This window comes from Bacillus thuringiensis (assembly GCF_001595725.1).
Classification (GTDB): Bacteria; Bacillota; Bacilli; order Bacillales; family Bacillaceae_G; genus Bacillus_A; species Bacillus_A thuringiensis_K.
The window spans coordinates 3830152-3848901 of record NZ_CP014282.1 but is presented as its reverse complement, the minus strand read 5'-3'; the positions used below and the strand labels follow the sequence as shown (position 1 = coordinate 3848901).

The following is an 18750-nucleotide window of genomic DNA, read 5'->3' as shown; positions in this document are numbered from 1 at the left end:
TTCCTTTGAAAAAGAATGTCGGAAGGTTATTAGTTTTCTACAGCATTAGTGAAAAGATGAAGAAAAATGAGAGTTTTTGGCGGAATGGCGAAGAAGAGCTGCAATAATGTCTGAAAACATATACAGAAGAAGTTTGTTATAATAACGGAGGAAAAGAAACTGGTAGAAACATGGAGGTATACATGAAGCAATTAAAAGGTATTATCATTTCAATTATCGCAATTCTGTCTATTTTAGTAGCAGTTTATGAAGTACTTGTGCCAGAGGAAACAAGTGTAAAGAAAACGAATACGTATGATCAAGTGTTAGAATTTCCGAAAGAACGTTATCCAGAGACAGGAAAACATATTACGGATGCTATAAAAGAAGGGCATTCAGAAGTTTGTACAATCGATCGTGGTGGTGCTGCAGATAGAAGGAAATTGTCGTTAGCACCATATCCATCAAAAAAAGGGTATGATCGTGATGAATGGCCAATGGCGATGTGCAAGGAAGGCGGAAAAGGAGCACATATTGAATATATAAGTCCGGCGGATAACCGCGGAGCAGGCTCTTGGGTAGGGAATAAGTTAGATAAATACCCAGATGGTACGCGAGTAAAATTTGAAGTGAAGTAGTAGTTGTATATTTCATAATGAAGGAGAAGGGGAACTATGGAGTTAACGATTTCTTATTCGCAATTAATGTTGATGAACTATGACGGTGAGCAGCCTTATGTAGATTGGACTGATGAAGATTTTGAAAGAGGTTATGCTAAGGCAGATGGAACTGTTATTTTTGAAGCGCTTTCTGATTATACTTGTGAAGTGAAAGTGACCCCAGGGAAACATATTGAAAAAGAAGAAGTAGTTAGAACGATTACGGTTCCTTTTACAGTTGAAAATGAAAGTATCGTTATAACGAGTATTCTTTCTAATAAATTTCAAATACCTATTCCAAATGGTGAGTATACAGTTGTATTACAAGCAATTCCTCTTGAAGAGCCAACGGATGATGAATTATATAAAATACAATACGAATTCTTTTTTGAAAGTAAAGAATAAAAAATGGGTTATCCTGAGAAAAGGATAACCCATTTTTGTTATGCGTTTGTTTTTAAAAGGGAACGAGCATCTTTCGCTGCTTGCACCATATGTTCTAAAGCTGGAATAACTTCTTCTGTTCTTCTCGTTTTTAAACCACAATCAGGATTAATCCAGAAATATTTAGGATCACATACTTGTAAAGATTGTTCTACGATTTTATACATTTCATCTTTACTCGGTACACGTGGGCTATGAATATCATATACACCTAGGCCGATGCCTTTTTCATATGTTGTATGTTTTAAAGTATCAATAAATTCTCCGTGACTTCTTGATGTTTCGATAGAAATTACATCTGCATCTAATGCGCGAATCGCGTCAACAATATCTTCGAAGTTACTGTAACACATATGAGTATGAATTTGTGTTTCATTTGCTACAGAAGAAGTTGCTAAAAGGAAGGATTGTACTGCCCATGTAATATAAGCATCCCAATCTTTTTCTTTTAGTGGCATTCCTTCACGAAGTGCGGGCTCATCGACTTGGATTACTCTAATTCCGGAAGATTCAAGTAGTTCAATTTCGTGACGAAGAGCTAGTGCAATTTGATACGAAACTTCTTTTCTTGGAATATCATTTCGAACGAAGGACCAATTTAAAATTGTAACAGGTCCGGTTAACATTCCTTTTACAACTTTCTCCGTTAAGCTTTGTGCATAAATTGTTTCCTTAATAGTCATGCCGTTAATAAAGGCTACATCACCATAAATAACAGGTGGTTTTACGCAGCGGGAACCGTAAGATTGTACCCAACCGTTTTTAGTGAATGAGAAACCAGCAAGGCGCTCACCAAAATATTCGACCATGTCAGTTCTTTCAAATTCACCATGTACAAGGACATCAAGACCAATTTCTTCTTGGTAACGAATCCATTTTTCTGTCTCTTTTTCAATAAATTGTTCATATTGTTCATTTGAAATAACGCCGTTACGCCATTCTTTTCGCGTTTGACGAACTTCAGTTGTTTGCGGGAAGCTACCAATGGTCGTTGTTGGTAATAGCGGTAACTCCAGGGCAACTTGCTGTAATTCGTATCGTTTTTTAAATGGAAGAGGGCGTGAAAAATCTTCTTCTTTTAGTGCTGTTCGTGCTGCTTTGACATCTTCTCGGTTACGTGCAGCAGATGAACGAATTGTATGATGTACGTTTCGATATGTTTCCAGCTCATTACTAATGCTTTCTGTACCTTGAGTGAGAGCGGAATGAATAAGAACTAACTCTTCTAATTTTTGATTTGCAAATGCTAACGCATCAAACAGCTCAGTCGATAAGTGAGTTTCTTCTGTTTTATCGATTGGTGTATGCAATAAGCTACAAGAAGGCTGAACGATGATATCTTTCGTTTGGACTTGTTTTTGTAACGTTGTAAATAGCTCAAGGACTTCATCAAGGTCAGCTCTCCAAATGTTACGGCCATCTATACAACCGACAGCTAAAGTTTTATCAGCTGGGAATCCATATTTTGAAATAGCATTTAAATTACCTTCTTTACCATGAATGAAATCTAATCCAATACCGGATACCGGGAATGTAATAATTTCTTCATAGTTTTCTTCTACGCTATCAAAATATGTTTGTAAAAGAAGAGTCGCATTTGGAACTTCTTTACGAATAGCTTCATAAATTTCTTTTGCTTGTTGAACTTCTTCTTTCGTTAAAGAAGCAAAAATCGGTTCATCAACTTGAATGGCTGGTGCACCAGCTGCATGTAGTTCTGAAAGCAGTTGTACGTATGGTGCAACTAACTGTTTTAAAATAGTAGCAAATTGCTCTTGTGTATAGCCTTTAGCTAATTTCAAAAAAGTATATGGTCCTAAAATAACAGGTTTGCCATCTACGCCTAATTCTTGTTTTGCCTCTTCGTATAAGCGAAGTGGACGATTATCTTTTAAAGAGATTTGTAATCCCTCTTCATATTCAGGAACGATATAATGATAGTTTGTGTTAAACCATTTTGTCATTTCGGAAGCTACGTGATCTTTAGAGCCACGCGCCATTGCGAAATATACATCAAGGTAAGATGTAAACTCAGAAAAACGTGATGGGATAAATCCTAGCATATAAGCGGTATCCAAAACGTGATCGTAATATGTAAAGTCGCCAATTGGAATGAGTTCAATCCCTTTTTCTTGCTGTACTTTTACGTGTTGAAGGCGGATTTCTTTCATTGTTGTTAAAAATTGTTCTTCATTGATTTTATTGGACCAAAAAGCTTCTAATGTTTTTTTCCACTCTCGTTGTAATCCGATACGTGGATAACCTAAGTTACTTGTTTGAATTGCCATTTCAAATTCCTCCCTAATTAAAAGTAAGCACTTCCGTTTACTAGGAAATACCTATAACAAAAAGTATAAAGGCATAGAAAATAAGCCTTCCTTTTTGTTTTAACACCTCATCATCATCCGTGAATCTATCAGTGTTGTTAAAACAGGCAGGTCTCCTGACTTATGCTTCATATAATTTCTTTCACCTTCCCGTTTTCACAGTGGCACTAAAAAGAAATCTCAGCATTTACAGTGGCGGGACCGTGTTGGAGTTTCACCAAGCTTCCCTTTTAAACACGAAACGAAACTTTCGTGTACCTATTTTCCTTTTGAAAGGAATTTAACAAGCGATATGATATTGAAACAAATTCTAACACAATTTTTGGAATTTTGTCTACTGTTTTAAAATAAGAAAATTCAAAAGTTTTTATTTCTTATTATTATGACTTTTTATTCTGGATTAACTAATAATATTACAGTATAAAAAGAGAAATTGAGCTATGAAAGAAGTAGGATGTCTTCTTTCATAGCTCAATTTTCATCTATAGCAACTTCTGAAAGTCGGCCTGCTATAGCATCTTTAAGGAGGGTGTTTAGCCATTGTAATTCAACTGTAATATGCTCAATTACACTTTGCAGAATATATAGTTGTGCACGTGAAACCTTTCCTTTATTACAATCATATATCGTTTGCATAGTATGTAAATATTGAAGAGTATCGTTTTTCTTTTTTTCTAAAATAGGAACTAATTCGTGATCATTGCTAAAGTGAGCGAAAGATAAGGCTGAATAAATAGGTTTATATATTTGGTTTTTGGCTTCGAATTGTTTTAATAGTAAAGTGTGAAATAGTTTTTTACCTTCTTCTGTTATATGAAAAATCGTTTTGTCAGGTCGATTTGTGTCTTTAATTACATTTGTAATATGAATTGCGCCTTGCTTTTCTAATTGCTCGAAGGCGTAATAAAGTGATCCTTTAGCATATTTAATGTAACAATCCATTTGTCGTTCTTTCATAATATGCTGCACTTCATATGGATGTTTATCTCCTTCGAGTAGCAAGCCGAGAATGACTAATTTCATGCTCATGCTGTCTCAACTCCTGTATATAAAAACTTTATCCCGCATTAACTGCCCGTAAAAGCCCGATTGGTGAGGGCTAATAATCAGTGGGGGGATGCCCCCACTGATTAAAGTTTCACTTTATACATATTATAAACGGCATATCCTTTTTCATAAAGGGATATGCCGCTTCTTTTTTATATTAACTAACTTGCTTTTGTTTTTCTTTCTTTTTAGGACCTGTAAAGAGGCGTTCATTTCCCATAAGTAAAATACAAATAATACTTAGTACAGCCGGGATGAGTGCCCAGAAGAATGTGTTCGCAATAGATGTAGCGAGAGCTTCTTTAATACCCGCTAATATTTCAGCAGGAATTTTGGCGGTAGCGCCTGGTGATAATAAGAAACTTGTGTCTCCGCCTTTTGGAGCTAATTTTGCTAGTTCAGGGGGGAATACAGAGTTTAGTTTATCTGTAAAAATATGATTTTGAATTGTACCGAAAATCGTTACACCAAGAGTCATACCGAGTGATCGGAAGAATGAGTTTGTTGATGTCGCCGAACCACGGTCCCGCATTTCCAACTTGTGAATAGAGGACATACTTAATACTGAGAATGAGAAGCCAACACCAAGCCCAGCGAGAATCATAAATAGTGTTACGAGTAAACGAGGTGTGTCCATTGTTAAAGTACTTAATAAATAAATACCAAGAACGAAGAAGACACCAGATACCATCATAATGTTACGATAGCTTGTTCGAGAAGCTAATTGTCCTCCTGTTTGACTTCCAATTACAGAACCGACCATCATTGGTGTTAAAATTAATCCAGCATTAGAGGCGGAACCTCCAAGAACGCCTTGAATGAAGATTGGAATATAAACTGTACAGATAATAAAAGCGGCACCATAGAAAAAGGCAACTCCTTGACTAGCTGCGAATAAAGGTTTTTTAAATAGATGGAACGAAATAATAGGCTCGGTTGCTTTTCGTTCTACAAAGAAGAAAATAATAAGCGTAATAACTACTGTTGTAAATAAGCCAATAATTACAGTGGAATTCCAGGCATATTCCTTACCACCAAGTTCTAATGCAAACATTAAGCAAACAATACTTATGACAAGTGTAATAGCACCAGCCCAATCAATTTTTTGTTTTCTAAATTCTAGAGACTCACTGTAGTATTTAGTAATGAAGAAAAAGGAGATAAGTCCTAATGGAATATTGATATAGAAGACCCAATGCCAACTTATATAGTCTGTAATATAAGCACCTAATAAAGGACCGAATACACTAGATGTCCCGAAAACAGCACCGAATAGTCCTGTCATCTTCCCGCGTTTTTCTGGTGGGAAGATATCATACATAATTGTGAAGGCGATAGGCATAAGGGCACCACCACCGATACCTTGAATAGCTCTATAAATACTTAATTGCTCAATACTTGAAGCTGTTCCGCAAAGCGCAGAACCGAATAAGAAAAGAATGAGGCCCCCAATATAAAAACGTTTCCGTCCGTACATATCAGAAAGTTTCCCGAAGATAGGCATCCCTGCCATTGTTGCTACCATATAAGCTGATGTGACCCAAACGAACTTATCAAATCCTCCTAGGTCTCCAACAATTGTTGCCATTGCGGTTGCAACGATTGTATTATCCATTGCGGCCATTAATATACCAAGCAGTAAACCAGCAACAACAAATTTTGTCTTGTTGGTGTCTTTTTTTAATGGTTGAGTTTCCAAATATAACCCTCCTTTAGAAATAAGTAAACTATATTAAGTTTTGAGTGCAGTGGATAAAAATTTAAATGTATAGTTGATTTTAATTTCTTTTCCATAAGTGCACTAATATGCCATAAAGAATATTATAGTCAAATTTGACTATAAGGCAAACTTTTTCTTCCGCCAAAATATTCTTTCATATGAGTGGAGAGCAAGTGAACCATACTGAATATTGCCATAAAGTAAATTGTAAAAAATTTTCATTAAGAACACCTTCTGTTAATAGATGAAAAATGGTTTTTTCTTCATATTGTCGAATAGGATAAAAGGAAGAGAAATATTAAACATTGCTTGTAGCAAACTTTAGTAATCTGGGGAATTCATTGTGTGTATGGTACATCTGAAATGAGGTGAATATATATTATGAAAATATGGGGAAGAATTTCGGATACAGGAAAGTATTCAATACCGCTACAACCAGTATTGTGGATTGACGGATCGAAAAAGGAAAACGAATCTCCTCAAATAGCCGTTACATTACAAATTGGTAGTATGTATACAGAACAATTTTCGTATGAATTGACCTATGATGTAAACGACATACTTATTATGCGAATTGAAGTGGAAAATAAAGGGTTAGAAATGATTTCGAGAGTTGTTGTAAGTCATATGATTCGAGATTACTTTGCTTATATTCCTAATTCTTTAAAAGTTGATAAGGGGATAAGTGAGTTTTTATTCCAGCTTGTAAGATGGCGAATTGATGATTTGTTACCAAATGAGAAGGTGGAACTACGTTGTAAAATAAAAGCTAATAAAGATAAAGCTCTTAAACAAGTATTCTTTCAGGCTACATATACATTTCAAGACAAAGAGGTATCATATGGCCCATTGCAAACAAATGAAGTTGTTGTGCGTCAATGATAAAAAGGAACCTGTACAAAAGGTTCCTTTTTTAGTGAAGGTTGTGTTTTTTGAGTATTTTCTTTTGCTCCACTCCTTTTTTTCCTACATAGTTATTTTTGTAGCCAAAGTATAGAATAAATAAAAATGAAACAACATTAACAATAGCGTCGATTTGATCGTTTGTAATAAAGTGTATGCCGAAAGAGGTAAATAATAATTTTAATGATAATAGAAAACCAGCTAGTAAACGCATAGCATCTGATAGATTCTCTTTTTGTAGCATATAGATTACTCCTTTCTATAAAAGTTATATATTATATATATGAAATAGAGTAGAAAAGGTATACAAGCTTAAGCGGAAATGTACATTGGATATGTACATTTTTTATTTTGTAGAAAAACATTATTGATATAGAAACATATATTGGTATAAAAGGGAGAAAAGTATGAAACATAAAGGGAAAATTAGTGGATTATTGCTTGGTAATACTGTGGCAGTTACAGAATGGATTGCACTTCAGGATGTAATTGCAAAACTAGATTCACGATCATTTTATACCGTCTTTATTATTTATATATTGCAAATGATACTAAGTTATTATTTTGGACATTGGTACGATAAAAGAGCGAGCGAGCGTATGGATGTGGAAGTAGGAGGAATGGCAAGCAACGATTTTGTTGTTGATTTTTTTGGGAAAGTAGCTGCTTTATCTGAAAGAGATTCTCGTAATATTACAGTGTACATTCTTTCTGTAAAAGAATGGGAAGGATTAAAAGACACGTTGCAAGAAAAAAAATTGGGAGTGTTAGTACAAAAATTAGAGAATACCATTGTAAAGACAATTCGGAAGGGCGATGTTGTTACAAAGTGGGATGAAAATAAGTATGTTATTGTAGCAATTGATAATGGTCATGAAACATCAACAATAACAAAACGATTAATGAAAAATATTGAAAGTGAAATAGAAGGGGATTTACTCAGTGTCACTCTTTTATTTGGAGCAGCTAGCTATCCAGTAGAAGGAAAAACGTTTGAAGAACTGTTGAGAAAGTCGCAAAATCAATTGTACCAGTATAGAAATTTGCAAGAAAATGAGTGAAGCTTTGATTTGAAGATATATGATAGGAAGATGTTTTGTTTGTAACATTTTTTTGACTTTTATTACAAAAAAACGCCACGTTTGTAATAAAAGTCTTTAAAAATATATGAAATAAGCATATAATTATGATGGTAATGCCAATGCAATTTGCACAGTGTGTTTTATTTTAAAAGTGTAGAGGAAAGCAAGCTCTACACTTTTCCTTTTTAGGAAATGAAAAGAATATTTGTAAGTTGTTGCGAGACATCGATTGTACTGTGTAAAATGAACAAAGAGATTAATTGATAGAAAGCTGGAAAGGGAATGATAGACGTGAGAGCGGAGTAATCACCTTTTATCAGGTGAATTATTATAGTCTTATTAAGACTGAGGTGAAATTCCGTGGACATTAAAGTAATACATAGTGTGAAGAGGCCTTAAAAAACACGAAGTAGTATACTTAAAGATGGATATGGAATTGCTAAATAATTCAAAAAGAAGAATGTAATATCAAGTAATAATTTGTACAAACAATATTAATGATCTTCGTAAAAAAGATGCGAGTGTATAGAACAATTACATATTTTATAACTTTTTTATATTACACGATGGTCGTTTATAAGTAGGAGGAAGAGATGTTGAAATATAGTAAATTAGCAATTGTAACTGCATTATCAATGATTTTATTAGCCGGTTGTTTCGGTCCGAAACCAGAAGAAGAATTATATGTAGCGTTTGAAAACGCTGCTAAACAAGAAAAAACAATGTTTGAAGATGCAAAAAAACTTGAGACTTTAGAGAAAGAAGGACAAGAATTATATAACCAAATTGTGCAAGAAGGAAAAGATAATAATCAAACTGTTAAAGAAAAACTGAATCAAGCAGTGAAAAATACAACTGAACGAGAAAAAGTGCTTACAAAAGAAAAAGAAGTTTTAAATAAAGCGCAAGAAGAAGTGAAGTCAGCTGATAAGTATGTGAAGAAAATTGAAGATAAGAAATTGAAAGATCAAGCTGATAAAGTGAAAAGCACGTATGAGAAACGACACGATTCATTTAATAAAATGTATGACAGCTATGACAAATCTTTAAAACAAGAAAAAGAGTTATATACAATGTTACAAGATAAAGGTACTAAATTAAAAGATATTAGTGAAAAAGTAAAAGTAGTAAATCAGTCTTATAAGGATATTGAGTCAGAAAAAGATAAATTTAATGAATTCACAAAGTCTTATAATACAGAAAAAGTAGCTTTTTATAAACAAGCAAATATTAAAATTAAAGAAGAGAAAAAATAAAACAGTTTGGCCAAGTGTAGGCCAAACTGTTTTATTTTTTTGTATAAGTACGACTATACCATGGAACAGGTTCACTTAATTTTTTTTCTTGTTTTAATGCTTCAGGACCAATATAATCTTGAAGTGTTTTTTTTGCTACTGTTAATGATAAGGTTGTTTTCGGATTTCGATAGGAGGATTCAAGATGACCAAGATGCGGTAGAATTCGAAAATCTTCTTTCGTAGGAGGGATGTGGAAAAAATAATCGCCTAAACGTATAAGGACATCAGATTGTTGTTGGCTAAAACGTGGGTTTCTAGAAAAATGTAATCCTTCTTTAATTGCTTTTTTTTCAGCAATCAAACGTTCTAAAGCTGTCTTTTTTAACCAGTATAAATATTTAGGATTAGTAGCTGCTTTAGCATGACGATTCACAACGAAAATAGATTGAGCTAGTCGATTAATAGAATGTTGATTTTGTAATTGAGATTGTGGTTGTGAAGGTTTCATATTGAATCTCCTTTCAATTTTTCATTATTATACCATAAATAAAATAGGTATTTATTATACGCAAAAAGTGATTGTATATATTTTCAATATTAAAGCAATATTGTTACAAAAAACAACTATTTTGTATAATAGTAATAGAATATGTTTTTGAAATTTGATAATGAAAGAGTGAGGAGTTTGAAAGAAATATTAAAACAACAGTATGCCATTATAGATATTGGATCTAATACAATGCGTTTAGTTATTTATGAAAAGCAAAATGGAGGTTATTATAAAGAGATTGAAAATACGAAAGTTGTTGCGAGGTTAAGGAATTACTTAATTGATGGTGTGTTGAATGAAGAGGGAATAGAAGTATTATTACAGACATTATTTCAATTTCAAGAAAGTACAAGATTCCATCAGTTGCATCATGTACTTTGTGTTGCAACAGCAACAATTAGACAGTCGGAGAATCAAGAGGAAATTAAAAAGCTTGTTGAAGGACAAACAGACTTTACTCTTAGAGTATTATCAGAGTATGAGGAAGCGCGTTACGGATACTTGGCGGTTATGAATTCTACATCGTTTTCAGAAGGAATAACGGTAGATATTGGTGGGGGAAGTACGGAAGTTACATACTTTAGAAATAGAGAGATTTTAGAGTACCATAGTTTTCCTTTTGGGGCACTTTCTTTAAAGCAACAATTTATTAAAGGTGATATTCCTATTAAAGATGAGTTAGAGGGAATGCAACAGTATTTAGAGTCTCAATTTCGAACGTTACCATGGTTAATCAATAAGAAATTGCCTCTTATTGCAATTGGTGGTAGTGCTAGGAACTTAGTAAAAATCCATCAAAATTTAATATGTTATCCTATAGCAGGATTACATTTATACAAGATGAAAGAAGAAGATATTGAAAGTGTAAAAGAGGAATTAGAAAAATTGTCGTTCATAGAACTTCAGAAATTGGAAGGATTGGCAAAAGATCGAGCAGATACGATTATTCCAGCGGTTGAAGTATTTCATACACTTGTTAATGTTATAGAGGCACCGGCATTTGTATTAAGTAGAAAAGGGTTAAGAGAAGGTGTTTTCTATGAAGAGTTGACAAAAGATTTGGGGATTTCATATTATCCGAACGTAGTTGAAGAAAGTTTGCATTTACTATCATATGAATACGAAATGGACATGGAATTTGTTATTCAACTTATTAAACATGGAAGACTAATTTGCAAACAACTTGAGGAAATAGGGCTTATTTCTATGTCAGTAAAAGACTGGGAAGTGTTCCATCAAGCAGCGAAAGTATTTAATATAGGCAAATATATAGACGAAGAAGCGAGTCGTTTACATACGTTTTATTTATTAGCGAATAAGACAATTGATGGCATGATGCATAAAGATAGAGTGAGGTTAGCACTTATTGCATCTTATAAATCAAAAATGCTATTTAAACAACATTTATCTCCATTTGAAGGTTGGTTTGATAAAAGTGAACAAAAAAAAATCCGCCTATTAGGAGCTGTTTTACAATTTTCAGCTACTTTAAATGTAAGGCAACGATCGCTTGTTGATACCATATCTATAACAGAAAGCGAAGAGGGATTAACGTTTAAAGTTTTATGTGAACAGTCTGCATTAGCAGAAAAAGTGCAAGCTGAAAAACAAAAAAAACAGTTAGAAAGAGTATTAAAAACGAATATTAATTTATTATTTGAATTAAAACATTAGGTTGTACGGATGTCTTTACGAAAAATTTACACTTTGTAATATTGTAATTTGATAAAATGAAATTAACTAAATTATAGTAAAAAAGTTTCAAGGGGAAGTGTGAAGAGAATGGAATTATCGAAGGGGAATGCAGTAGATTTAAATGATACAGCTTATTACAATAATCGAGAGTTAAGCTGGTTAGCATTTAATGAACGTGTACTACAAGAAGCGCAAGATGGAAATAATCCACTTTTGGAAAGATTGAAATTCATTAGTATTTTTAGTTCGAATTTAGATGAATTCTTTATGGTACGTGTAGCGGGATTAAAGGATCAAGTGAGTGCTGGATTTAATCAGCCAGAAAATAAAGCTGGCTTAACACCAAAAAAGCAATTAAATAAAATTGCGATAAAAGCCCATGCACTAATGACAGTACAATATGATACATTTAAAAATTATGTATTACCAGCGCTTGAGTTAGAGGGAATTGAACGTTTAACATTCAATGATTTGACGAAAGAGCAGCGAGAATTTATAGAAGAGTATTTTGACGAGCAAATTTTCCCGGTGTTAACTCCTGTAGCTATTGATGCATATCGCCCATTTCCAATGTTATTAAACAAAAGTTTGAATTTGGCTACTCTTTTATATGATGAGAAGCAAGCGGAAGAAGAAAACAGGACGAAGTTAGGGATTGTACAAGTTCCTTCATTACTTGAGCGCTTCATAATTTTACCGAGCGAAGGGCAAAAGCATAAATTTATTTTATTAGAAGACGTAATTAGTAGCTTTACTCATAAATTATTTACGGGATATACAGTATCATCTGTTACTCGTTTCCGTATTACACGCAATGCAGATTTAACGATTCATGAAGAAGGTGCGAGAGATTTATTAAAGGTAATTGAAAAAGAATTAAAAAAGCGTAAGTGGGGGGCTGCTGTTCGTTTAGAAGTTGGGAAAGAACACATTGATGAAAGAGTATTAGCGTTATTATATGAGGTTCTGGAAGTAAAAGATGAAGATGTATATATAATGGATGGTCCATTAGATTTAACATGTTTGTTTTCTTTATATAAAAAACTAGCTCCTTTATATGAACATCTTGTATATCCGGCTCTTATTCCGCAACCGCCTCAAGATTTAGGTGATGAAGAAGATGTATTTGAAAAAGCAATTGAGCATGATATTTTATTACATCATCCTTTTGAATCATTTCAGCCGGTAGTTGATTTTGTCCGTGATGCGGCAGACGATCCGAATGTACTTGCGATTAAACAAACGTTATATCGTGTAAGTGGTGATTCACCGATTATTCAGGCGTTAAAAATAGCGGCTGAAAAGGGAAAACAAGTGACGGTATTAGTTGAATTAAAGGCAAGGTTTGATGAAGAAAACAATGTTCATTGGGCTAAAGAATTGGAACAGGCAGGCTGTCATGTTATTTACGGTGTAAGTCACTTGAAAACTCATAGTAAAATTACGTTAGTTGTAAGAAGAAAAAACGGAAAAATCGAAAGGTTCGTACATCTCGGAACTGGAAATTATAATGATGCAACAGCGAAGTTATATACTGATTTTGGATATATTACATCAAGAAAAGATTTTGGGGTTGATGCAACCAATTTCTTTAATTATTTAAGTGGTTATACAACAAAGCCACATTTTCATCATTTATCGGTTGCTCCATTTGATATAAGAGAGCAGTTTATGGATTTAATAGATGAAGAAATCCGTTATCATAGACAATATGGAAATGGATATATTATCGCTAAGATGAATTCATTAACAGATAAACCGTTAATAAAAAAAATGTACGAAGCATCGCAAGCTGGAGTAAAGGTAGAGCTCATTGTTCGAGGAACATGTTGTTTAAGACCTGGTATTCCAAATGTAAGTGAAAATATTCGTGTAGTTAGTGTTGTGGGAAGATATTTAGAACATAGCCGTATTTATTATTTCCATCATAATGGAGAGGAGAAAATATATTTATCTTCAGCTGATTGGATGACGCGAAATATGGAGAAGCGAGTGGAAATATCTTTCCCGATATTAGATATTGAAATGAAGGCACGAATTAAGGCGATTTTACAGCTTACATTAGCTGATAATGTGAAGACACGTGAACAAAATAAAGATGGTGATTACTATTATGTTATTAATGGTAGTACAGAAGAAATTGATAGCCAAGTGAAGTTGTTTAAGATGGCGTATCAAAATACAGACGCTGAATAATGAAAAAAGTAAAAACCTCTTATGTCCATAAGAGGTTTTTACTTTTTTCTACTCATATGCTCCAAAAATGGAAGGATGGGTAGAAACAATAGTTTTATTATAAGCGTGTAATGAGGTGGCTCGTTGAGAGAATAATATTTGAAAGAATCGTTATTTTAACTTAGTAATAGTATGGTTGCTGACATGGTCCACCGTAACAAGGATAAGGTGCTGGCGGCGGGAAAGGTGGTGGATAAGGTGGATAAAATGGTCGAGGGCCGAAGGCTAATGCTCCGCCGAGCAATCCACCAGCAATTCCAGCTAGAAAGGGAACGCCAAAAAACGGGAAGAAGCGTGAGTCGCCTACTGGACCAATAGGTGCTGAACGGACTGGAATTGGTTGATAATATGGATACATGAACATACCTCCTTTATTGGACTCACTTTTATCATATGGTAAACAAAACGTGGATGAGCGCGTACAAGAAAGGATATGTAAGAAAATAGGCGAATTATTACGAATGTTGGAGTGTAAAAATTGTGATTTCAGGTTTTGACATAAAACGAAATGGAACACGTGTTCTTCCGAGGCCTCGATTGACATAGAGGGTTAAATCCTGCATCGTATAGAAGCCTTCAATATAGTCTTTGGCGAGTGATGGTGTAATAATAGCTCCTAAAAAAGGGATTTGTACTTGTCCGCCATGGCTATGACCAGAAAGTTGCAAGTTGATTGGATATTTGGAAATTTGCGGTGCGATATCTGGCTCGTGAACAAGAACGATGTTATAAGTATTTTGCCGTGCATGTTGTAATGTTTTCTCTATTTTTGGTTTGCCTAGTAGTATATCATCGAGACCGAAAATAGAAATTTCACTATTATCCATTAGACGAATTCTTTTTTCACTATTGAGCAATAGTTCAAATTCTGATTCACGCATGATGTGCTCATAGTATTCAGTTCCATATCCACCGTGATCATGGTTACCATAAATAGCGAATTTACCAAAGGGGGCTTGTATATTTTTTAAAATGGATGCGACGAAAGGAGTGTCAGTATACGTTTGATAATTATCAATGAGATCTCCAGTAAAAAGGACAATATCTGGATTTACAGCATTAATTTTAGAAACAACTTGAGATAAATGCTGGAGCGAGAAATAGTATCCGAGATGTAAATCGCTGAATTGAAGAATTTTCATACCATGAAAACTTTTTGGGATGAGTTGTGATTTTAATGTGTGCTGTGTAAAAGAAATGAAATGGGGCTCTATATATTTAGCATAGTAGTATCCGATGCTACTGGTTATAAATGAATAGAGACAAGTACGCATACCAATTTTCAAAAAAGTTCTTCTTGTAATGTGCTTCATAAAAATATGAGTATACCTCAAGGTTTTTATTCCATTTATAGGCTACTCAAATCTCCTTTCAGTTTATTTAAAAATATACTTTACATAATAAAAAATTAGTATAGATTACGAAAAAAAATGAATGAAAAGAAAGTTCTTTACGTTAAAATATCAGAAAACTTTAAAAATATAAAGATTTCTATTAAATAAAGTGATAAAATGAATATGTATTCATTTTTTGGAGGGGATGTATGTGAAAGAAAAGGTAGTTATTATAACAGGTGGATCGAGTGGAATGGGAAAAGGAATGGCGACTCGTTTTACAAAAGAAGGGGCACGAGTTGTTATTACAGGACGTACGAAGGAAAAACTAGAGGAAACGAAGTTGGAAATTGAACAATTTCCAGGGCAAGTATTACCTGTACAAATGGATGTAAGAAATACGGATGACATTCAGAAAATGATTGAACAGATTGATGAGAAGTTTGGTCGAATTGATGTTTTAATAAATAATGCAGCTGGAAACTTTATTTGTCCAGCAGAAGATTTATCCGTGAATGGTTGGAATTCAGTCATTAATATTGTATTAAACGGTACATTTTACTGTAGCCATGCTGTTGGAAAATATTGGATTAAAAAAGGGATAAAAGGGAATATCATTAACATGGTAGCAACATATGCATGGGATGCTGGTCCAGGAGTTATTCATTCGGCTGCAGCGAAGGCAGGAGTATTAGCGATGACGAAGACGCTCGCTGTTGAGTGGGGACGTAAATATGGAATACGAGTTAACGCTATCGCGCCAGGACCAATTGAACGTACGGGCGGTGCTGATAAATTATGGATTTCAGAAGAAATGGCTAAGCGTACGATACAAAGTGTTCCGCTTGGAAGGCTGGGTACGCCAGAAGAAATCGCTGGTCTAGCTTATTATTTATGTTCAGATGAAGCTGCGTACATAAATGGAACTTGCATGACAATGGATGGAGGACAACATTTACATCAATATCCATTTTAAAAGGGATAAAAAAATGAATGTTTGATTCATTTTTTATGGTTAAATGTGACGGAATTGTGACATATGAAAGAAAAGTGTTTACAAGAGGTCATATATACGTTATATTTAAGACCTCTTTTTTCTTCATAGTAGAATTGCTAATTCCCCTTAGCATTTTACCCCTCTAATCCCTTCAGGAAAACTGAAGGGATTTTTTATTATTTTTCCGTAAATATCATGTTATAATTTTTGAAAAGTAAAGGGAGGGAAGCACGTTGATAGATGCATTAGATGTAATGAGTAACTTGGATAAAGTCCTTCCTTATTATCAAGCTATTTTTAGTGCTGATGAGCATACTGTAATTGGATACGAAGTAGTAGGACGTATTCAAACAGAAGAGGGCATACAAAGTTTAGCTTCTTTCTTTCACGATGATTCAATTCCAAGTGAATTTCAACTGGAAGCGGATAATATTATAGTAGAAAAAGCTTTAAATCGTTATTTAGAAAGCGATCAAAAATTATTATTATTTATACATCGGAATGCTAATGTATTAATGAATGATGATGATGAAAGCTTGCTTCAACTTTTATTGAGGTATGAAGAACAAGGTTTAAATTTAAAACAAATTGTTTTAGAGATTACAGAGCATGAATGTAAAGAAGATATAGAGCAATTTAATCATTTGCTTATGTATTATCGTACATATGGTATTCAAATTTCAATTAATAAAGTCGGAACGGGCACAAGTAATTTAGAGCGTATTAGCGTGTTAGCACCTGATATTTTAAAAGTAGATTTAACGAACTTAAGGCAAACAGCACTTTTACAATCTTATCAAGATATTTTATATTCTTTATCATTACTTGCTAGAAGAATTGGTGCAACTTTGTTATATGAAGAAATAGATGCTTTTTATCAACTGCAATATGCTTGGAAGAACGGCGGAAGATATTATCAAGGTAATTATTTGAAAGAATGTTTACCTGATTTTATTGAAACGAATGTTTTGAAAGAGCGACTTGGTAATGAATGTCATCAGTTTATTCAGCATGAAAAGAAGAAGTTACAAAAAATTTATAATTTAACAGAGATGTTACGCGATCGCATTGGCGATGTTTTATCAAAACAAAAAAAGAATGAAGATATAAATGATTGGTTATTACAATTTAGTCAAAGTGTATCACAGTGTAGTTTTCGTATATTTATTTGTAATGAAGATGGTTTCCAGCAATCAGGAAATGTTATGAAAAAAGATGGAGAATGGATTGTGATGCCGGATTATTATATGAAGAACTGGAGTTGGCGTCCGTATTTTCTCGAGAATATCATGAAAATGCGTTTTGAGAATAAGGCGAGGCTTTCAGATTTATATGCAGATATTGAAACGGGAGAAATGGTACGAACATTTTCTTTCCCGATTGATGATGACAACTTTTTATTTATAGATTTATCTTATGAATATTTATATGAAGAAGATGTTTTATTTTAATGCACGAAGAGATTCGTGCATTTTTTGTTTGTTTTTATCATAAATTGGTAATAGTGAAAATGGTGATGAAAATGCTGTCTATCGTTGTAAAGATTTTACGAACGAAACCTGTCCTTTCTTTGCATAATCATTGTTACAATGAATACTACAAAGACAAGTTCTTTTAAAAGGAAGGTGAAAAAATGAGGAAATATGGAATATGGCTTGTTCTATTTGTATGTGTTGCCTTTCTAGTTGGTTATAGTGTTACGACTGTTTTAGGAAAAGAGGAAGTGGAAGTCGATCGGAAAGAAGTATTTACAACGATACAAAAAGGCTATGAAACCCAATTTTCAATTCGTGGGAAGAATTTGCCGATGAATAAGATGATAGAGATGTTATCACCGTATTTTACAGATAATTTCCTTCAAGTATTTACAGATGAAAATAGCAGAAGTGATAAACAAAGTGGTGAATATTTACTTCCGGCAAAAGAAGCACCGTTTTCTTTTAATTCAGAAACGAAAATGTCGTATGATGAAGAACATAAAAATTTATATGTATATGAGCGGACAAAAAGTGGACAATATCAAATTGTAACATTGAAAAGGGATCAAGATAAATGGAAGTTAGCAGGATATCATGAAAGTCAGGAACTTTTAACTGAAATAAAAAGGTTGCAACAATTATAAAGTGAAACTTTTAATTAGTGGGAGGGATTACTCTTCCATCTAACTTCTTTGCTGTAGCTAAATTTTGGGTGGGAGTTTTATTACCTACAAATAGCGGGATAAGAATAGGAATAGGTATTTACCTATTCCTATTCTATATTGAGTAGTTTTTGTAACTTTTCAATTTGAAAACCTGCAACTACTTCGCCATCAATTACGACTGTTGGAGTTGAATAAGAATCATAGTCGTTTAAAAGACGATTGCGAGCAGCAGCGTCTTTTTTTACGTCAAATTCTTCATATGCAACGTTATTATGCTTCAAAAATTCTTTTACAATAACACATGGCGGACAATCGGGTTGTGTATAAACCTCAATTTTTTTCATTGTAATTCCTCCTTTTTTCTGTTTTTTATTATATTCTTCCAATATAAAAACCG

18 protein-coding genes and 1 riboswitch are annotated in these 18750 nt (G+C 33.6%); of the genes, 10 read left to right on the top strand and 8 right to left on the bottom strand.

Features of this window, described 5'->3' with window-relative positions:
- Positions 1-182: 182 nt before the first annotated feature.
- Entirely contained in the window at positions 183-617 is a 435-nt protein-coding gene (gene nucA, locus AXW78_RS19030) for a DNA-entry nuclease (RefSeq protein WP_000811494.1), read from the top strand.
- Between the two features lie 36 nt (positions 618-653).
- Positions 654-1043: a competence protein ComJ gene (gene comJ, locus AXW78_RS19025; protein ID WP_000424030.1), complete on the top strand. Its 390-nt coding sequence runs from the start codon at positions 654-656 to the stop codon at positions 1041-1043.
- 38 nt (positions 1044-1081) lie between these two features.
- Here comJ and metE read toward each other — a convergent pair whose 3' ends face one another.
- From metE to AXW78_RS19010, 3 genes are all read right to left on the bottom strand, one after another.
- Positions 1082-3370, bottom strand: a complete 2289-nt coding sequence (gene metE, locus AXW78_RS19020; protein ID WP_061884528.1) for a 5-methyltetrahydropteroyltriglutamate--homocysteine S-methyltransferase — start codon at positions 3368-3370, stop codon at positions 1082-1084.
- Between the two features lie 128 nt (positions 3371-3498).
- Positions 3499-3686, bottom strand: a riboswitch (cobalamin riboswitch).
- Between the two features lie 194 nt (positions 3687-3880).
- A complete protein-coding gene (locus tag AXW78_RS19015) occupies positions 3881-4438 on the bottom strand; it encodes a PadR family transcriptional regulator (RefSeq protein WP_000062058.1) in 558 nt (185 codons plus the stop codon).
- 175 nt (positions 4439-4613) lie between these two features.
- Positions 4614-6155, bottom strand: coding sequence for an MDR family MFS transporter (locus AXW78_RS19010; RefSeq protein ID WP_000449907.1), 1542 nt, complete (start codon positions 6153-6155; stop codon positions 4614-4616).
- 402 nt (positions 6156-6557) lie between these two features.
- On the opposite strand from AXW78_RS19010, the gene AXW78_RS19005 reads away from it, so the two are divergent.
- Complete coding sequence (locus tag AXW78_RS19005) at positions 6558-7058, top strand: hypothetical protein (RefSeq protein ID WP_061884527.1); 501 nt, start codon at positions 6558-6560, stop codon at positions 7056-7058.
- Between the two features lie 31 nt (positions 7059-7089).
- Here the strand turns inward: AXW78_RS19005 and AXW78_RS19000 are convergent, their stop codons facing one another.
- The gene (locus AXW78_RS19000) at positions 7090-7323 is read right to left on the bottom strand and encodes an SPP1 phage holin family protein (RefSeq protein WP_000939449.1); all 234 of its coding nucleotides are present in this window, start codon (positions 7321-7323) and stop codon (positions 7090-7092) included.
- Between the two features lie 163 nt (positions 7324-7486).
- On the opposite strand from AXW78_RS19000, the gene AXW78_RS18995 reads away from it, so the two are divergent.
- Together AXW78_RS18995 and AXW78_RS18990 are read left to right on the top strand one after the other, a co-directional pair.
- Positions 7487-8140 carry a diguanylate cyclase domain-containing protein gene (locus tag AXW78_RS18995; RefSeq protein ID WP_000680819.1) on the top strand — a complete coding sequence of 218 codons (654 nt, stop codon included), beginning with the start codon at positions 7487-7489 and terminating at the stop codon, positions 8138-8140.
- Between the two features lie 614 nt (positions 8141-8754).
- Complete coding sequence (locus tag AXW78_RS18990) at positions 8755-9417, top strand: YkyA family protein (protein ID WP_000922485.1); 663 nt, start codon at positions 8755-8757, stop codon at positions 9415-9417.
- A gap of 31 nt (positions 9418-9448) precedes the next feature.
- On the opposite strand, the gene AXW78_RS18985 is transcribed toward AXW78_RS18990, so the two are convergent.
- Positions 9449-9907 carry a YkyB family protein gene (locus tag AXW78_RS18985; RefSeq protein WP_000804864.1) on the bottom strand — a complete coding sequence of 153 codons (459 nt, stop codon included), beginning with the start codon at positions 9905-9907 and terminating at the stop codon, positions 9449-9451.
- Between the two features lie 141 nt (positions 9908-10048).
- On the opposite strand from AXW78_RS18985, the gene ppx reads away from it, so the two are divergent.
- Both ppx and AXW78_RS18975 read left to right on the top strand, forming a co-directional pair.
- Positions 10049-11623 (top strand): exopolyphosphatase, encoded by a 1575-nt coding sequence (gene ppx, locus AXW78_RS18980; RefSeq protein ID WP_061884526.1) that lies wholly within the window; start codon positions 10049-10051, stop codon positions 11621-11623.
- Positions 11624-11731: 108 nt separating this feature from the next.
- Positions 11732-13840 (top strand): polyphosphate kinase, encoded by a 2109-nt coding sequence (locus tag AXW78_RS18975; RefSeq protein ID WP_000423549.1) that lies wholly within the window; start codon positions 11732-11734, stop codon positions 13838-13840.
- A 160-nt stretch (positions 13841-14000) separates the two neighbouring features.
- Here AXW78_RS18975 and AXW78_RS18970 read toward each other — a convergent pair whose 3' ends face one another.
- Both AXW78_RS18970 and AXW78_RS18965 read right to left on the bottom strand, forming a co-directional pair.
- On the bottom strand, positions 14001-14237 hold the full coding sequence (locus tag AXW78_RS18970; protein WP_000283738.1) for a hypothetical protein: 237 nt from the start codon (positions 14235-14237) through the stop codon (positions 14001-14003).
- A 97-nt stretch (positions 14238-14334) separates the two neighbouring features.
- Positions 14335-15192, bottom strand: a complete 858-nt coding sequence (locus AXW78_RS18965; RefSeq protein ID WP_002164159.1) for a metallophosphoesterase — start codon at positions 15190-15192, stop codon at positions 14335-14337.
- Positions 15193-15424: 232 nt separating this feature from the next.
- Between AXW78_RS18965 and fadH the strand changes: the two genes are divergently transcribed.
- The 3 genes from fadH (at position 15425) to AXW78_RS18950 (ending at position 18332) form a co-directional block, all read left to right on the top strand.
- On the top strand, positions 15425-16189 hold the full coding sequence (gene fadH / locus AXW78_RS18960) for a 2,4-dienoyl-CoA reductase (RefSeq protein WP_061884525.1): 765 nt from the start codon (positions 15425-15427) through the stop codon (positions 16187-16189).
- 254 nt (positions 16190-16443) lie between these two features.
- The gene (locus AXW78_RS18955; protein ID WP_000564306.1) at positions 16444-17661 is read left to right on the top strand and encodes an EAL domain-containing protein; all 1218 of its coding nucleotides are present in this window, start codon (positions 16444-16446) and stop codon (positions 17659-17661) included.
- 182 nt (positions 17662-17843) lie between these two features.
- Positions 17844-18332, top strand: a complete 489-nt coding sequence (locus tag AXW78_RS18950) for a DUF3993 domain-containing protein (RefSeq protein WP_001233807.1) — start codon at positions 17844-17846, stop codon at positions 18330-18332.
- 128 nt (positions 18333-18460) lie between these two features.
- Here AXW78_RS18950 and AXW78_RS18945 read toward each other — a convergent pair whose 3' ends face one another.
- Positions 18461-18697: a glutaredoxin family protein gene (locus AXW78_RS18945; protein ID WP_000717872.1), complete on the bottom strand. Its 237-nt coding sequence runs from the start codon at positions 18695-18697 to the stop codon at positions 18461-18463.
- Positions 18698-18750 lie beyond the last annotated feature (53 nt).

Bases quoted from the DNA above. Each gene is read 5' to 3' on its own strand.
- nucA (WP_000811494.1), top strand. From the start codon at position 183: ATGAAGCAATTAAAAGGTATTATCATTTCAATTATCGCAATTCTGTCT.
- comJ (WP_000424030.1), top strand. From the start codon at position 654: ATGGAGTTAACGATTTCTTATTCGCAATTAATGTTGATGAACTATGAC.
- metE (WP_061884528.1), bottom strand. From the start codon at position 3,370: ATGGCAATTCAAACAAGTAACTTAGGTTATCCACGTATCGGATTACAA.
- AXW78_RS19015 (WP_000062058.1), bottom strand. From the start codon at position 4,438: ATGAGCATGAAATTAGTCATTCTCGGCTTGCTACTCGAAGGAGATAAA.
- AXW78_RS19005 (WP_061884527.1), top strand. From the start codon at position 6,558: ATGAAAATATGGGGAAGAATTTCGGATACAGGAAAGTATTCAATACCG.
- AXW78_RS19000 (WP_000939449.1), bottom strand. From the start codon at position 7,323: ATGCTACAAAAAGAGAATCTATCAGATGCTATGCGTTTACTAGCTGGT.
- AXW78_RS18995 (WP_000680819.1), top strand. From the start codon at position 7,487: ATGAAACATAAAGGGAAAATTAGTGGATTATTGCTTGGTAATACTGTG.
- AXW78_RS18990 (WP_000922485.1), top strand. From the start codon at position 8,755: ATGTTGAAATATAGTAAATTAGCAATTGTAACTGCATTATCAATGATT.
- AXW78_RS18985 (WP_000804864.1), bottom strand. From the start codon at position 9,907: ATGAAACCTTCACAACCACAATCTCAATTACAAAATCAACATTCTATT.
- ppx (WP_061884526.1), top strand. From the start codon at position 10,049: ATGTTTTTGAAATTTGATAATGAAAGAGTGAGGAGTTTGAAAGAAATA.
- AXW78_RS18975 (WP_000423549.1), top strand. From the start codon at position 11,732: ATGGAATTATCGAAGGGGAATGCAGTAGATTTAAATGATACAGCTTAT.
- AXW78_RS18970 (WP_000283738.1), bottom strand. From the start codon at position 14,237: ATGTATCCATATTATCAACCAATTCCAGTCCGTTCAGCACCTATTGGT.
- AXW78_RS18965 (WP_002164159.1), bottom strand. From the start codon at position 15,192: ATGAAGCACATTACAAGAAGAACTTTTTTGAAAATTGGTATGCGTACT.
- AXW78_RS18950 (WP_001233807.1), top strand. From the start codon at position 17,844: ATGAGGAAATATGGAATATGGCTTGTTCTATTTGTATGTGTTGCCTTT.
- AXW78_RS18945 (WP_000717872.1), bottom strand. From the start codon at position 18,697: ATGAAAAAAATTGAGGTTTATACACAACCCGATTGTCCGCCATGTGTT.